14 protein-coding genes are annotated in these 15,954 nt (G+C 66.0%); 7 read left to right on the top strand and 7 right to left on the bottom strand.

The annotated features are described in order from the left end of the window. Positions 1-244: 244 nt before the first annotated feature. The 6 genes from PYV55_RS05330 (at position 245) to accD (ending at position 7,541) form a co-directional block, all read left to right on the top strand. Entirely contained in the window at positions 245-2,878 is a 2,634-nt protein-coding gene (locus PYV55_RS05330; protein ID WP_275849646.1) for a motility hub landmark protein FimV, read from the top strand. A 69-nt stretch (positions 2,879-2,947) separates the two neighbouring features. Further along, entirely contained in the window at positions 2,948-3,796 is an 849-nt protein-coding gene (gene truA, locus PYV55_RS05325) for a tRNA pseudouridine(38-40) synthase TruA (protein ID WP_275849645.1), read from the top strand. Further along, positions 3,793-4,569, top strand: a complete 777-nt coding sequence (locus tag PYV55_RS05320) for a phosphoribosylanthranilate isomerase (RefSeq protein ID WP_275849644.1) — start codon at positions 3,793-3,795, stop codon at positions 4,567-4,569. Before truA ends, PYV55_RS05320 begins: the two co-directional genes overlap by 4 nt. Further along, positions 4,547-5,830, top strand: a complete 1,284-nt coding sequence (gene trpB / locus PYV55_RS05315) for a tryptophan synthase subunit beta (RefSeq protein WP_275849643.1) — start codon at positions 4,547-4,549, stop codon at positions 5,828-5,830. Before PYV55_RS05320 ends, trpB begins: the two co-directional genes overlap by 23 nt. Beyond that, positions 5,827-6,639 carry a tryptophan synthase subunit alpha gene (gene trpA / locus PYV55_RS05310; RefSeq protein ID WP_275849642.1) on the top strand — a complete coding sequence of 271 codons (813 nt, stop codon included), beginning with the start codon at positions 5,827-5,829 and terminating at the stop codon, positions 6,637-6,639. Before trpB ends, trpA begins: the two co-directional genes overlap by 4 nt. Positions 6,640-6,668: 29 nt before the next feature. Then, entirely contained in the window at positions 6,669-7,541 is an 873-nt protein-coding gene (accD, locus tag PYV55_RS05305) for an acetyl-CoA carboxylase, carboxyltransferase subunit beta (RefSeq protein ID WP_275849641.1), read from the top strand. A 69-nt stretch (positions 7,542-7,610) separates the two neighbouring features. On the opposite strand, the gene PYV55_RS05300 is transcribed toward accD, so the two are convergent. Beyond that, positions 7,611-8,162: a YggT family protein gene (locus PYV55_RS05300; protein WP_275849640.1), complete on the bottom strand. Its 552-nt coding sequence runs from the start codon at positions 8,160-8,162 to the stop codon at positions 7,611-7,613. A 57-nt stretch (positions 8,163-8,219) separates the two neighbouring features. On the opposite strand from PYV55_RS05300, the gene PYV55_RS05295 reads away from it, so the two are divergent. After that, complete coding sequence (locus PYV55_RS05295) at positions 8,220-8,855, top strand: LON peptidase substrate-binding domain-containing protein (protein WP_275849639.1); 636 nt, start codon at positions 8,220-8,222, stop codon at positions 8,853-8,855. A gap of 151 nt (positions 8,856-9,006) precedes the next feature. Here the strand turns inward: PYV55_RS05295 and PYV55_RS05290 are convergent, their stop codons facing one another. The 6 genes from PYV55_RS05290 to PYV55_RS16315 are packed head-to-tail and all read right to left on the bottom strand — an operon-like array spanning position 9,007 to position 15,936. Beyond that, positions 9,007-10,821, bottom strand: a complete 1,815-nt coding sequence (locus tag PYV55_RS05290) for a polysaccharide biosynthesis protein (protein ID WP_275849638.1) — start codon at positions 10,819-10,821, stop codon at positions 9,007-9,009. 10 nt (positions 10,822-10,831) lie between these two features. Continuing rightward, positions 10,832-12,316, bottom strand: coding sequence for an aminotransferase class I/II-fold pyridoxal phosphate-dependent enzyme (locus tag PYV55_RS05285; RefSeq protein WP_275849637.1), 1,485 nt, complete (start codon positions 12,314-12,316; stop codon positions 10,832-10,834). A 12-nt stretch (positions 12,317-12,328) separates the two neighbouring features. Next, entirely contained in the window at positions 12,329-13,495 is a 1,167-nt protein-coding gene (gene neuC / locus PYV55_RS05280; protein ID WP_275849636.1) for a UDP-N-acetylglucosamine 2-epimerase, read from the bottom strand. Next, a complete protein-coding gene (neuB, locus tag PYV55_RS05275) occupies positions 13,492-14,529 on the bottom strand; it encodes an N-acetylneuraminate synthase (RefSeq protein ID WP_275849635.1) in 1,038 nt (345 codons plus the stop codon). The genes neuC and neuB overlap by 4 nt, the downstream gene beginning before the upstream one ends. Before the next feature lie 4 nt (positions 14,530-14,533). Continuing rightward, positions 14,534-15,250 (bottom strand): acylneuraminate cytidylyltransferase family protein, encoded by a 717-nt coding sequence (locus PYV55_RS05270; RefSeq protein ID WP_275849634.1) that lies wholly within the window; start codon positions 15,248-15,250, stop codon positions 14,534-14,536. Further along, complete coding sequence (locus PYV55_RS16315; RefSeq protein ID WP_407066769.1) at positions 15,247-15,936, bottom strand: class I SAM-dependent methyltransferase; 690 nt, start codon at positions 15,934-15,936, stop codon at positions 15,247-15,249. Before PYV55_RS16315 ends, PYV55_RS05270 begins: the two co-directional genes overlap by 4 nt. Positions 15,937-15,954 lie beyond the last annotated feature (18 nt).

Below are 15,954 nucleotides of genomic sequence, written 5' to 3'. Positions count from 1 at the left end.
CGAATCCGCTGCGCCAGCGGATACAGATGTTTACCAGGCGTTGCCTGCTGACAACGCCTGCTCCCGCCTGGCGTACGGGCAAACATCACGTGCAGAACCCATGCACCATGCAGACTTGCCAGGGCCATGCATTGCTGCTATGGTTCTTGCAGCCTGGTTGTTCTAGGGAAGCCTTCCTTCCGCTGGATGGAGCCAAGTCCAAGAAGCAAACCGCCACACCACACCACTTTTGCTGATGAACTCCATGCATCGTTGGAAACTTTCCGCCCTGGCAGCCGCTGCCACACTGTCGCTTGGCTTGTACAGCAGCGATGCATCGGCCCTTGCCCTGGGGCGCCTGAGCGTCAAGTCGGCGCTGGGCGAACCCCTGCGCGCCGAAATCGATCTACCCCAAGTCACGGAAGAAGAGGCGGGCAGTCTGCAGACACGGCCGGCGTCTGCGGAAGTTTTTCGTGCCCAGGGGGTGGAGTTTTCGCCCTTGATGAACGGGGTGCAGATCGTGCTGAAGCGTCGCCCCGATGGCAGCGCTTTTTTGCTGGTGACGAGCTCTCGCACCGTGAACGATCCGTTTCTCGATCTGGTGCTCGACGCCTCCTGGAGCGCGGGCCGACTGGTGCGCAACTACACCATTTTGCTCGACCCCCCGGTATCGCACCGGGCGCCCCCGGAAGTCACCGCGGCGGCACAGCTGCCTGCCCCATCTTCGCAAACAGCCGCTGCCCGTGCTACGGCCGCAGGCACCGGTCCGACCAGCACGGGTAGCTCTGCTGCGCGAGACCGCGCACGCCCGGTGCAACCCGCGCCGGCCTCTGCTGCGGACACAGGAAGCATCACGGTCCGCCCCGGCGACACGGCCAGCCGCATTGCCGAAGCGCATCGCCCGGCGAGCGTTTCGCTGGACCAGATGATCGTCGCCTTGCTGCGCTCCAACCCGAACGCATTCATCGATGGCAATGCCAATCGCATCAAGGCCGGTGCCGTGCTGCAATTGCCCGACGAGGCGGCCGCGCAGTCTGTCGCGCCCGCGCAAGCGCGGCAAATCCTGGCTGCGCAAAGCCGCGACTTCAACAGCTTCCGCCGCAAGCTGGCCTCCGCAGCCCCCAAAACCGACGTCGCGCCTGCGCAGCGCTCCGCCAGCGGCAGCGTGCAAGCCGTGGTCGAAGACAAAAAGCCCGCGGGCGCCGGCCCGGACAAATTGCTGCTCTCCAAAGATGCTGCACCCGGCCAGAAATCGGCGGAAGACCAGCTGGCCAAAGAAAAACAGGCCCGCGAAACCTCCACGCGGGTCGCCGAGCTGTCCCAAAACATCGCGGAACTGAACAAACTCAATGCGGCATCTGCAGGCAACGCCGCGCCTGCGGCTGCAGCCGCCTCCACAGCGGGCACGGCCAGCCCCGCAGCAATGGCCTCCGCCCCGAAGGAAGCCGCCTCCGGGGCCGCCATCGCAAGCGCCGGCCTGGCGCCCGCAGAGCAGGCCTCCGCCGCCTCTGCCGCCGCGCCCACTGCCAGTGCTGCACCCATCGCGGCCGCATCCGCTCCAGCCTCCAAACCCACGCCCGCGCCTGCGCCGGTTCCAGAATCCGGCTTCGTCTCCAGCCTCCTCGAGGAGCCCCTGCTGCCCGCCGCGGGAGGTCTGGCGGTCTTGCTGCTCGGCTATGGTGCCTACCGTGTGGCGCAACAGCGGCGCAAAAAGGAAAGTCTGGACAGCAGCTTCATGGAAAGCCGCCTGCAGCCCGACTCCTTCTTCGGCGTCAGCGGTGGCCAGCGCGTGGACACCGCCAGCAGCGACATGAGCACGGGTGCGTCCTCCATGGCGTACTCACCCAGCCAGCTCGACGCCGTCGGCGACATCGACCCTGTGGCCGAGGCCGACGTCTATCTGGCCTATGGCCGCGACCTGCAGGCCGAGGAAATCCTCAAGGAAGCCTTGCGCCACCATCCCGAGCGTGTGCCCGTCCACGTCAAGCTCGGCGAGATTTACGCCAAAAGGCAAGACCGCAAAGCCCTGGAAGCCGTGGCTACCGAGGTTTTCAAACTCACCCAGGGAGAAGGGCCCGACTGGGCGCGCATTGCCGATCTGGGCCGGGCGCTGGAGCCTGCAAACGCGCTGTACCAACCGGGCGGCGCGCCCAAGGCTGCCACGCAACTCGGCGCCACAGCAGACGCCATCCCCAGCTCACTTCCCAGCGCTTTCCCCAGCACTTTTTCGGGTACTGCTGAAGCATCGGGGGCTGCCTTGCCCGAGCTGGACCTTAACCTGGACGCAGTGGAACCAACGCACGCAGCCAGCCCAGCCACCCCAGCGCCCGCGATGTCCGACGGTCCAACTGCCGCACTGGCCTCTCCGCACGACGCCCAGAAAGATGCTTTTGACCTTACCGCCACAGCAAGTGAGGCCGCTGCACCGCCAGACTCGGGAGTGGCGGCGGAGCATTTTTCCGCGGCCATGGCAGAACCTCCGGTCGCCCCAGCAGAGGCCGCAGCTGAAGCAGCGCCGCAGCAGCCCGCCCCGGACGCAGAACCCATGCTTGCCGAACTCGATTTTTCCACCGGCGACCTGGACTTGCTGGCAACGGCACCCACACCTCTTGGTGGAACGGTGGAAACATCCGCTCCCGAACCGATGGCATTCGACCTCGGCGATCTGTCGCTGGACCTGGACACAAGGCCTGCCAGCGCGGAAGCCCCCACGCCCAGCACGGGCGCCGAAGCCGAACCTTCGGCGCAAGATCCGCTGGCGACCAAACTTGCGCTGGCGCAGGAGTTCCACTCCATTGGCGACACCGAAGGCGCACGCGAGCTGATCGAGGAAGTGCTCGCCGAAGCCTCCGGCACGCTGAAAGAACGTGCACAACGCCTGCTGAATGAAATCGGCTGAGTTGCTGAGGCTGCCCGTACCTGTCGCCTGCCAGAGCGCGCTGCACAGCGATCTTTTCTTGCCCGCCGGATGAGGATCGCGCTCGGCGTCAGCTACAACGGCCAGGCCTATGACGGCTGGCAAAGCCAGCCTTCGGGCAACACCGTGCAGGACAAGCTCGAAGCCGCGCTTGCGCGCTTTGCCGCACAGCCCGCGCCAGTGCGCACGCTGTGCGCGGGCCGCACCGATGCCGGGGTGCATGGGCTCATGCAGGTGGTGCACTTCGACACGCCGCTTGCACGCACGGCGTTTTCGTGGGTGCGCGGCACCAACACCTTTTTGCCGCCCGACATCGCCGTGCAATGGGCGCAACCCGTGCCCGACGCCTTCCACGCACGCGCCAGCGCGGTGGCGCGGCGCTACGCCTACGTGCTGCTGCAGTCGCCCGTGCGCCCCAGCGTCGAAGCCGGGCGGGTCGGCTGGGTGTTTCAGCCGCTGAACCTCGCCGCGATGCAAGAAGCGACCGAATACCTGCTCGGCGAGCACGATTTCAGCGCCTTTCGCGCCGCAGCCTGCCAGGCCAAATCGCCCGTCAAAACCCTGCAGCGCATCGCGATCTCGCGCCGCGGCGCAACGCCGGCAACGTGCCCCGCCAGCGCCGACGCAGCCGCTGGGGGCGGATGGCAGCCCTGCTACTGGCGCTTCGAGTTCCAGGCCGACGCCTTCTTGCACCACATGATCCGCAACATCATGGGCTGCCTCGTCGCCATAGGCCAGGGCAGCCAGCCGCCGCAGTGGATGGCGCAGGTACTCGCGGCGCGCTCGCGCAGCGCCGCCGCGCCCACCTTCGCGCCCGACGGCTTGTATTTTCTGGGGCCGGTCTATGCGCCGCACTGGGGCCTGCCTGAGCGCAGCCCTGCGTATGATTGGCTGCCATGAGTTTTGCTACCGACCTGTCCAGCCAGCCGTTTCAATCCCTGCGCCCCGCCGCACAACGCACGCGCATCAAAATCTGCGGCCTCACGCGCGAGCAGGACGTGGATGCGGCCGTCGCCGCTGGCGCGGATGCGATCGGCTTCGTGCTCTACCAGAAAAGCCCGCGCTACGTGGCGCCTGAACGCGCCGCAGCCTTGGCCAAGCGCCTGCCGCCTTTCGTGACGCCAGTGTTGCTCGTGGTCAACGAAAGTGCTTCTTTTGTGATAGCTTCTTGCAACCTTGTGGCGGGCGCTATCGTGCAATTTCATGGAGATGAGACGACCGAGGAGTGCTGGGCCGCAAGCGGCTGCGGCGCCCGCCCTTACCTGCGCGCGGCGCGCATCCCTATCGGCGCGCAGGCCGCGCAGTTCGACCTCGTAGAATACGCGCAGCAACATTCTCGCGCCCAGGCCATTTTGCTCGACGCCCACGTCGAGGGCTATGGCGGCGGCGGCAAGGCATTCGATTGGTCACTCCTGCCACCAAACGTCAACGCTCACCTCGTTTTGTCTGGTGGACTCACGCCTGCAAACGTGATCGATGGCATCGCCCAGGTGCGCCCACGCTGCCTGTCGCTGGCCGTTGACGTCAGCTCGAGCGTGGAACAGGACGGCCCCGATGGCCGCCCCCTCAAGGGCGTGAAAAGCGCCGAAAAGATCCACCGCTTCGTTGTCGCCGTGCGCGCGGCCGATGCCCAACTCGCCAACAGCACCCATGTCCAGTTACCAGCAACCTGATGCCTCGGGCCACTTCGGCCCCTACGGCGGCAGCTTCGTCAGCGAAACCCTCACGCACGCCATCGACGAGCTGCGCCAAGCCTACGCGCGCTACCAGAACGACCCCGATTTTTTGGCCGAATTCCACTACGAATTGCGCCATTTCGTGGGCCGCCCCACGCCGGTCTATCACGCCGCGCGCACCAGCCGCGAAATGGGCGGCGCGCAGATCTACCTCAAGCGCGAAGACCTCAACCACACGGGCGCGCACAAGATCAACAACGTGATCGGCCAGGCCATGCTCGCGCGGCGCATGGGCAAGCAGCGCATCATCGCCGAGACCGGCGCAGGCCAGCACGGCGTGGCCACGGCCACCATCTGCGCGCGCTACGGGCTCGAATGCGTGGTCTATATGGGCGCCGAAGACGTCAAGCGCCAAAGCCCCAACGTCTATCGCATGAAACTGCTCGGCGCGACCGTGGTGCCCGTGGAGTCGGGCAGCAAGACGCTCAAGGACGCGCTCAACGAAGCCATGCGCGACTGGGTCGCGAACGTGGACGACACCTTCTACATCATCGGCACCGTGGCCGGCCCGCACCCCTACCCCATGATGGTGCGCGACTTCCAGAGCGTGATTGGCAAGGAGTGCATAGAGCAGATGCCCGCCATGCTCGTCGCGCAAAATGCACTCTCGGGCCAGCCCGACGTGGTCGTGGCCTGCGTGGGCGGCGGCAGCAATGCCATGGGCATCTTCCACCCCTACATCCCGTATGAAAACACGCGCCTGATCGGCGTCGAAGCTGCGGGCGCGGGGCTCGACACGGGTCGCCACGCGGCCTCGCTGCAGCGCGGCAGCCCCGGCGTGCTGCACGGCAACCGCACCTACATCCTGCAAGACGCCAACGGCCAGATCATCGAGACGCACAGCGTGAGCGCGGGCCTGGACTACCCCGGCGTCGGCCCCGAGCACGCCTGGCTGCAGCAGATCGGGCGCGCCGAGTACGTGGGCATCACCGACCAAGAGGCGCTCGCGGCGTTCCACTACCTGTGCCGCACCGAGGGCATCATCCCCGCGCTCGAATCGAGCCACGCCGTGGCCTACGCGATGCAGCTGGCCAAGACCATGCGGCCTGAGCAATCCATCCTGGTCAACCTCTCGGGCCGCGGCGACAAGGACATAGGCACGGTGGCCGACCTTGGCGGCGCCGACTTTTTCTGCCGCCCAAGCTGCCAGGGGCAAAGCGTGAAAGGCAGTGAACACAGTGTCAAAGTAGCCAAATGAGCCGTATCGAAACCACTTTTGCCGCGCTGCAGGCGCAAGGCCGCAAGGCGCTGATCCCTTACGTGACCGCAGGCTTTCCGTTTGCCGACATCACGCCGGCACTGATGCTGGGCATGGTCGAGGCCGGTGCCGACATCATCGAACTGGGCGTGCCTTTTTCCGACCCCATGGCCGACGGCCCCGTGATCCAGCGCGCCGGCGAAAAAGCCCTCGCCCTGGGCGTGGGCATGGCGCAGGTGCTGCAGCATGTGCGCGAATTCCGCAAGCACAACGACAGCACGCCCGTGGTGCTCATGGGCTACGCCAACCCGGTCGAGCGCTACGACCAGCTGCACGGTGCAGGCGCCTTCGTGCGCGATGCGGCAGCCGCGGGCGTCGATGGCGTGCTCATCGTCGATTACCCACCCGAGGAATGCGCCGAATTCGCCGCGCAGCTGCGCGCGCAGGGCATGGACCTGATCTTTTTGCTCGCACCCACCTCGACCGAGCAGCGCATGAAGCAGGTCGCGGCGGTGGCGAGCGGCTATGTCTATTACGTCTCGCTCAAGGGCGTGACCGGTTCGGGCGCGCTCGACACCGGCGCCGTCGGGCAGATGCTGCCACGCATCCGCCAACACGTGCACATCCCCGTGGGCGTGGGCTTTGGCATCCGCGACGCGGCCAGCGCGCAGGCGATCGGCCGCGTGGCCGACGCCGTCGTGATCGGCAGCCGCATCATCGAGCTGATCGAGCCCCAGCCCTACGAAAAAGTCGTACCCGTGGCCGTGGACTTTCTGCGCCCGATCCGCAAGGCGCTGGACGCCGCATAATCCCCTCCCCGCCTGCAAAGGAGCACCCCATGTCCTGGCTCGAAAAACTCCTGCCCGCCAAAATCCAGCAAACGCCTGCCAAAGAACGCCGCCAGATGCCCGAGGGGCTGTGGATCAAGTGCCCGAGCTGCGAGGCCGTGCTCTACAAGACCGACCTCGAACACAACCTCAACGTCTGCCCGCAATGCGGCCACCACCACCGCCTTGGCGCACGCGCGCGCCTCAACGCCTTTCTGGACGCCGAAGGCCGCTACGAAATCGGCCAAGAGGTGCTGCCCGTGGATGCGCTCAAGTTCAAGGACAGCCGCAAGTACCCCGAGCGCCTCAAGGAAGCGTTGGAGCAGACCGGCGAAACCGACGCGCTGGTCGTGATGGGCGGCGCCGTGAAGAGCATCAACCTCATCGCCGCGTGCTTCGAGTTCGAGTTCATGGGCGGCAGCATGGGCAGCGTGGTGGGCGAGCGCTTCGTGCGCGGCGTGGAAACCGCGATCGAGCAGAAAGTGCCCTTCGTGTGCTTCACCGCCACGGGCGGCGCGCGCATGCAGGAGGGCCTGCTCTCGCTCATGCAAATGGCCAAGACCAACGCCGCGCTGGGGCGGCTCGCGAAAAAAGGCCTGCCCTACATCAGCGTGCTCACCGACCCGACCATGGGCGGCGTAAGCGCAGGCTTTGCCTTTTTGGGCGACATCGTGATCGCCGAGCCCAAGGCGCTGATCGGCTTTGCCGGCCCGCGCGTGATCGAATCCACCGTGCGCGTAACCTTGCCCGAGGGTTTTCAGCGCGCCGAGTTCCTGCTGCAAAAAGGCGCGCTCGACTTCATCTGCGACCGCCGCGAGCTGCGCAACGTCGTCGCTTCGAGCCTGGCCATGCTGCAGCGCCTGCCAAGCGACGCGGTGGCCTGACGCGCCCATCGCAAAGACTCCCGAAAGATGAGCTGCCAGCGCTTGTCTATCAAGCGCTGACGGCCATTTTCATCTTAAAAGCACGCTGGCCTGCACATGCCCGAGCACGATCAGGGCGATCTGCAGCAGCACCAGTGCCACGAGGGCCGACCAATCCACGCCGCCCAGCGGCGGAATGATGCGCTGCAAGGGCCGCAGCACGGGCGCACACAGCCGCGCGACCACGTCGGCCAGCGGCGCGCGCGCCGGCATCCAGCTGAGCACGGCAAACACGAGCAGCAAGCCCATGAGCCCCGTGATCGCCACGCGCACCAGGCCGAACAAGGCCAGCCACAGCAGCCAGACCCAGGCCACGCCCGCGCCCATGAGCAGCCACAGCAAGCCATACTGCGCCAGCTGCAGCAGCAGCGCCGCCACGAGGCTGGCCCAATCCCAGCCACGCACCGCGCGCAGCACGCGCCGCAGCGGCAGCACCAGCCAGTCGGACAGCGCCATCACCACGCGCCCGAGCGGATTGGCAAACGACACGCGCTGCCACTGCATGTAAAAGCGCAGCAAGCACGCGCCCGTCAGCAGGCCGCCGACGAGGTCGAGCAAAAAAGTGGCAATTTCGTACAACATGGACAACCCGGAAAAAGAAACGCTGCGTGGGATGATAGCGGGCACAATGTTCGGCCCATGACCCAACACCTCACCCTCTCCTCGCTGCCCCTGTTTCCGCTGGGCGCGGTGCTTTTCCCGGGCGGCGAACTGGCGCTGCGCGTGTTCGAGGTGCGCTACCTCGACATGGTGCGCAAGTGCCAGCGCGCCGCGGCGCCGTTCGGCGTGGTCGCGCTGCGCGCCGGGCATGAGGTGCGCCAGGCCGGCGCACCCGAGGAACAGCTCTGCGAAGTAGGCACGCTCGCGCACATCGAACAGCTCCAGACGCCGCAGCCCGGGCTGATCACCTTGCGCTGCCGCGGCGCCGAGCGCTTTCGCATCCTGCACTCTCAGCGCCTGCCGCATGGCTTGTGGGTTGCCGACGTGCAACAACTGCCCGCCGACCCGCCCGTGGCGATTCCGCCCGACCTCGCGCACACGGCCACGGCGCTCGCCCAGCTCCAGGACACGCTGCACGTTCGCACTGCGCAAGACGCCACCGCGCTCCACCCCACGGCAGCACAGCTCAACGACTGCGGCTGGGTCGCGAACCGCTGGGCCGAGCTGCTGCCCGTGCCGCTCGAGCTCAAGCAAAACCTGATGGCGCTGGACAACCCGCTGGTGCGGTTGGAGTTGGTGGGTGACCTGCTGCAAAAGCTGGGCATCGTGCAGTAGCCGCCGCCCCGCGCGGCGCGGCGGCTGAGGCTGTGCCTGCCAAGGCTTGCGATTTTTGAGTGTTTTTGGCCTTTTGCCCTGATAAATAAAGCGCAAGCAGCTATTGTTTTTGTATTAGCCGCAAGCGCAGCGCCCGGGTCTGAAAAGCCGCTCAACGCGGCCGGTATTCCGGCACCAGCGTCTGCAGCCAGGCGCGCAGGGCCGCGGCGTCGGGCGCGGGGCCGGCCTGTTGCAGCCATTGCTCCACCACCTGTGCGGCGAGCCCGCCATCGGCGCCGAGCTTGGCCACGCGCAGCTTGGGGTGCGGCGTGGGTTCGGTGGTTTCGTCGTCGGCGAGCAGCTCTTCGTAGAGTTTTTCGCCCGGGCGCAGGCCCGTGAAGGCAATCGGCACCGCGTCCTCGGTCTGGCCCGACAGGCGAATCATCATGCGCGCGAGTTCGACGATTTTGACCGGCTCGCCCATGTCGAGCACGTAAATCTGGCCCGAGCGCCCCATGAGCCCCGCCTGCAACACGAGCTGCGCCGCCTCGGGGATGGTCATGAAGTAGCGCACCATCTCGGGGTGCGTGACCGTGACCGGCCCGCCGCGCGCGATCTGCGCCGCAAACAGCGGCACCACCGAGCCGCTTGAGCCCAGCACGTTGCCAAAGCGCACCGCCACGCACTGCGTGCCCGGCCACTGCGCCGCCACGCCCTGCAGCACGCGCTCGGCCAGGCGCTTGCTCGCGCCCATGACGCTCGTGGGGTTCACCGCCTTGTCGGTGGACACGAGCACGAAGCGCGCCGCCCCGACCTCGCCCGCCACACGCGCGGCGTGCAGCGTGCCGAGCACGTTGGTGCGCAGCGCCTCGACCTCGTTGCCGTCCTCCATCAGCGGCACATGCTTGTACGCCGCGGCATGGAACACCACGGCGGGGCGGTGCTGCGCGGCAATGGCGCGCAAACGTTCGTATTCGCGCACATTGGCCGTGTAGTAGAGCCCCTGCATCTGCGGGTGCGTGGCGCGCAGCTCCTGCTCGAGCTGGTAGATGGCGATTTCGGACATGTCCACGCACACCAGCCGCGCCACGCCAAAGCGCGCGATCTGCCGGCACAGTTCGGCGCCTATGGAGCCACCCGCGCCCGTGACGAGCACCGTCTGCCCCGCAAACAGCTCCGACAGGCCGCGCACGTCGAGCTGCACGGGCGCGCGGCCTAGCAGGTCTTCGAGCTGGACTTTGCGCGGACCCTCGGTACCAGCACTCAGCCAATCGTCGGGCTGCGGCAAGGTGAGCAGGGTTAAGCCCCCCTCCACCGACTGCAGCAAGGCATCCCGGCGCGCTGCCGAACCCGGCAGACTCGCCACCAGGGCCGTACGCACGCCCATCGCGCGACACGCCTGCGGCAGTGCCGACAGGTCGCCCAGCACAGGCAGGTTTTGCAGCGAGCGCCCCTGCTCCGCAGCCAACGGCGACACGATGCCAACCACCCGCCATTGGCTGCTGCCCTTGAGCGCGCGCAGGGCCGCCGCCGCCTCGTTCAGCGTACCCACCACCAACAGCGGCCGCCCCGTGCGAGCCGCCCCCTCGTGCCGCTCGAAATACAGACGCTGCCCAACCCGCGCCGCACCCAGCAGCAGCAGCGCCAGCAAAGGATGCAACAGCAGCACGGAACGCGGAAAATCCGCAACGCGCGCCATAAAGATCAAGGCCGCCGTGAGCACCGCGCCCAGCAGCACCGCCCCCACCAGGCGCCGCAACTCGGGCAGGCCCGTATGGCGCCACACCTGCCTATACACCCCCAGACCCCACAAGGCCGCGGCATGCGCGGGCAAGGCCAGCACCGCGCCATGCAGCGCCACGCGCAGATATTCGTCGGGTATATCCAGATTGAAGCGCAGCCAGAACGCGGCCCACCAGGCCAGGAGCACGAGCAGGAGGTCCAGCGCCAGGGGCAGGAGCGCGCTAAAGGACAGTTTGGGGCGCACAACGCCCATTTCAGCCACCCACAGACATCAACGCACGGCGCAAGTGCTCTATTACTCTGTCTTGCTGTTCCGCAGACATGTTCGAGCCCGAAGGTAAACAGACCCCCGTACGGAACAAGCGCTGCGCAACGTCCTCTGATGGCGCATGGGCAAAAAACGGTGCACCGGCAAACAACGGCTGCAAGTGCATTGGTTTCCAAACGGGACGCGCCTCTATACTGTGACGCTCCAAGGTTCGCATGATGGCTTCACCGATCGTCGGTTCGTAGGCGTCAATAGTGAAACAACTCAGCCAGCGCGTACTGCACCAGCCTTTGGGCTCGGGCATCCAGTGCACGAAAGACAGATCGCTGAGGGCCGCACGATACCGCTCAAACACTTGCCGACGCTGCGCCACACGCTGCTCCAAAACACGCAATTGTCCGCGCCCAATTCCAGCGAGCACATTGCTCATGCGATAGTTGAAGCCCGTTTCCTTGTGCTCATAGTGCCGAGCAGGCTCACGCGCCTGAGTGGCAAGCTTGCGGGCGCGGATGATCAGTTCAGCATCTTCAGACACCAGCATGCCGCCGCCCGAAGTGGTGATAATTTTGTTGCCATTGAACGAAAAAATACCCACTCGGCCCCAAGTCCCGCTTGCGCGGCCCTTGTAACGCGCACCCAACGATTCCGCAGCGTCTTCAAGCACTGGAACGCCATACCGGTCACAAATTGGCACCAGCGCGTCCATGTCAGCACTCTGGCCATAGAGATTAACAATGATCACGCAACGTGGTAGCCGCCCCGCAGCCTTTGCCCAGGCAAAGGCGCGCTCGAGCGCCGCCGGAGACATATTCCAAGTGTCGGGTTCGGAGTCAATGAACACAGGCTGCGCGCCACAGTAAAGTATGGGGTTGCAGCTGCCGACGAAGGTGAGCGACGAGCAGAACACCGTATCACCCGGCTGCACATGCAGCAGCAGCAACCCCAGGTGAATTGCCGCGGTGCCCGAACTCAGGGCCGCAGCATGGCCCACGCCCACATGGGTGGCGAGTTCCTTCTCGAAAGCATCGACGTGCGGCCCGAGAGGCGCAATCCAGTTGGTGCGGAAGGCCTCCTCGACGAAGGCTGTCTCCTCCTCTCCCAGATGGGGCGACGATAGCCAGATGCGCTGCGAGAGCTCGCGCCGAGTGACTAGGTCGCGCACATGGCCCTCTGCATCGCAGACGGGCACATGGTCGATCGCGTGCATGTCCATGAGACGCAGCAAGACCTCGGCGCCCGCATTCTCATCGGCCACCACGGGCGGCTTGGTCGGCAGCGCGGAAACCGGCATCTGCGTCGCCAACGCAGCAAGCACGGCACGGCGCAGATCGCCATCGGTCACAGTGCGCAGGAGCCGGCCCGAGGCGTCAACGACGAGCAGGATACCGCTCCCCATCTGATTGAGGCGAGCGAGCGCCTCACCCCAGGGCGTATCGGGTGGCAGGCACAAAGGCGTAAGGCTGTCATTCATCGGGCGACGTTCTCAATACGTGTTGACTTTCTCGAGCAGGTCCGCCGCCAACGGCGTCTCGACCAGCAGGCGGATGATGCGCTCGACTGCATGCCCGTCACCGTAAACGTTGGTGGGGGAAGATCGCCCATGGAGCAGCGCCTGCCGCAACGCTCCTTCGATCGCCAGCACGTCGACCCTGCAGTCCCGGGTATTGGCATTGCGTTCACGGCATCGCTGCCGGTCGCCGATGTTGACCACGGGGGTGCCGAGCGACGCCGCCTCGATGATGCCCGAGGACGAGTTACCCACCAGCACCTCGGCGTGGCGCAGCGCTTCGAGGTAATGTTCGCGCGCAAGGTGGGTGATACGAACGAGCCGATCGCCGAGGCGCGCCGTAGCCGCGTCCAGCGCCTGCAAGATGCCGCCTGAGCCCGCATCGGCATTGGGTTCAAGCCAGACGAGATGCAGGTCGTGCTCGCCCGCCACACGCTCAAGCGCCTCAGCCAGTGCATGGGTCTGAGTGGCCGCGTCGTGCATTTGCTGCACCACCGGGTGAAACAACACCAGGGCATAACGCGCGCCAGCCCCAAGGCCGAGACGCGCGAGCGTCTGCTCGCGCGGTGCGTCGAGCACAGCGCCAAGCCCGTCGAGGCTGGGCGCCCCGGTCACCCACACGTGCTCGGGCCGCTCGCCCAGGCGAATCACCCGTTCCCGCGAGGTTGCGGTGGCGACGAAGTGCCAGTGGCTGAGCTTGGTGATGGCATGGCGCACCGGCTCATCGACCGTGCCCGAGCGCTCCCCCCCATGCAGATGCACATTGGGAATGCCCAGATGCAGCGCAGCGATGGCACCAGCAAGCATTTCGCCGCGGTCGCCGACGAGGAGCATCAGGTCAGGGTGTTCGCGTTCGAGCACCTCAGTGAGCGCCACCACCATTTGACCAATGCCGCGCGCCATGGCCGCAGGGCTGCGCGATTCGACCTCGGTCGGGATGCGCGCAACGATTGGCAGGCCACTCGCCTCAATCTCGCGCACCGTATCGCCGAACGCCGGGCTCAGGTGCATGCCGGTGACGGCCAGCTTGAGCTGCAACCCCGGATGAGCATGGATGCGTGCGAGCACATCCGCCATCAAGCCAAAATCGGCGCGGGTGCCCGTGACGTAGAACACACTGCGGGGTGCGATCGGAACGCTCATGGTGCAAGCTGCTCCATCGTAAGCGTCGTCCAGGCCGCTACCGGGCCCTGCAGCCGCCGCCCGGGCAAGAACGCGAGCGCCGATGGCGGCAGGCCTGTGCCGGGCCGGCGCAAAGCGAGGTCGGCCGCGCCGAGCACGTGGCCTGCAGGAAGATCACGTATAACGACCACGCTTCGCCTTGCGACATCGCGCGTGTTCGCCTCAATGGATTGCGGCCGCTTCACTCCGTCGCCCAGCATGGAACTGACCATGCGGATGCCCGCCACCAGTCTCGTGAACTCAGACGGGTCGGCGGACGCGCTGTGGTCGGGGCCGGGCAGGTTTTGGTCGAGCGTGAGGTGCTTTTCGATCACCTGCGCGCCCAGCGCTACGGCAGCCAGCGCTGCCTCGACACCTTGGGAATGGTCCGAATAGCCCACGGGCAGACCCGTGGCCTGTGCGAGCGTCAGAATTGCGCGCAGGTTGAGTGCGTCAGCAGGCGCGGGATAGGCCGAGGTGCAATGCAACACCGTGAGCACAGGCGCAGTGTCGCCGACGTGGCTCGTGGCTGCCCAGCGCGCGCGGATCCAGCCCAGCGCCTCGTGCACCTCACCGAGCGTGGCCATGCCGGTGGAGACGAGCAACGGCAAACCGGCGTCGGCCGCGCGTTCAAGCAGTGGCCGGTTGGTCAACTCGCCCGAGGGCAGCTTGAGACGCCGCACGCCGAGGGTGACAAGTTCGTCGACGGCAGCCTCCGAAAAGGGTGTCGAAAAGAACTCGATACCGATCTGCGCGCAATGCTCAGCGATGCGCGCGTGAGCATCAAAGTCGAGTTCGAGCGCGCGGATCATTTCGAACTGACTCGTCGCTCCGGTGTTGGTGCGCTGGTAGTCAGCCGTCGCAGCGCTCGGCGTCACCACGTCCTCCGCGCGAAAGGTCTGGAACTTGACCGCGTCGGCACCTGCGGCGCGGGCGGCGTCGCAGAGCGCGAGTGCGAGATCGAGACGGCCGTTGTGGTTGACGCCGGCCTCGGCAATGATGAACACGTCGGGCATGGATTCAATCCTCGGAATCGGGGTTGAGCGTGTGCCGGTACAGCCAATTGGCGAGTTCGAGGTCAAACCGGTCATCAATGTCGACCGAACGCGCGCGCGGCATGGCATAGGCCCGCACAGGGACGCTCCAGAAACCGTCTCGCACGGCGCGCGCGATGGCTGCGCGCTGCCAGACATAAATCGCGCCATTGAGCCCCCAGACGGTCGGCGCATCCTGCCGCCGCGCGAAAGCCGCGGGTTTGGACAGTGCAAGCGTGCCGTCGGGCTGCGCCTCGACCAGCGTGTAGTAGGGGTTGTGCGAAGGCTCAGTGACGCTCACGACAAGTTCAGCAGCGGTCTCGGCGAACACGGCCAGCGCGCCGGCAATGTCTTCGGCGGTGCGCAGCGGCGAGGTGGGCTGCAGGTCAACCACTGTGGCAATAGCGAGGCCCGACGCTTCGAGGTGCTGCAAGAGGTGTTCGATGACCGGGAGCTTGCTCGCCTCGTCGGAAGCCAGCTCCGTCGGTCGCCGGTAGGGCACGATGGCCCCTGCCGCCTCGGCCACTGCCGCGATTTCCTCATCGTCCGTCGAAACATACACCCCGGTGATCTGGGCGCAGGCCTGCGCTTGCTCAATGCTGTGCACGATGAGCGGCTTGCCCGCGAACGGCTGCACATTCTTGCGCGGCAAGCCCTTGCTACCGCCGCGCGCGCAGATGGTGGCGATGGTGAGGCTGGTCACGTCGACGCCTTTCTCCCAATGACAACCCATTCGATGTGTATCTTTTGGCGGCCTTCCAGGGTTCGCGATGCCTGCTCGACACTCACCAACTCCCACGACGCAAACAAGAGGGGCAAATCGGACTCCGTTGCAAATCGAGCTATGCCTGTGCCCGAGAATGGCCCCTCCGAGCAACGCCATGCGTGATGACCGCATGCCTCACCGGTCCCTTCGCCCCAAGTCCCTGAAGCCGGAGTTCGAGCATAGAGCCACCCACCAGGCCGACACACTCGATGCATTTCAGCGTAGACCTCGCAGGCCGATGCATGGTCGACACACATGACGGCGTTACAGTCGACCACCGCGTCGAACGTGTCGGTAGCCCACGGCATAGGTTCACACATGTCGCCGACACGCAAACATTCTTCGCTCACGACGCGATTCCATCCAGGCACCTCCAGATCGAGGCGGGAACGAGCCCTTCGGCAGCCCGCTTCGGTACCCTCCAATCCCGCAACAGAATATCCCTCGCGGGCGAAGTACCAAAGATTGGCGCCAGTTCCGAAGCCAACCTCCAGCACCCGCACATCGCTTCGAGGCTGCCGATGGCCTAGCCGCTGTGCACCGAACCGAACGAGGTCCTCGCTGGGGTATCGCCCCCATGCGCGCTCGGTAAAAATTTCTTCCCACAATGGATCGCGCGTCATGAATGCTCCACATGAATG

Origin of the sequence: Extensimonas soli (genome assembly GCF_029211265.1) — a bacterium.
GTDB lineage: Bacteria > Pseudomonadota > Gammaproteobacteria > Burkholderiales > Burkholderiaceae_C > Extensimonas > Extensimonas soli.
Note: the sequence above shows the minus strand (reverse complement) of the source record. Positions and strands in the feature narration are given on the sequence as shown.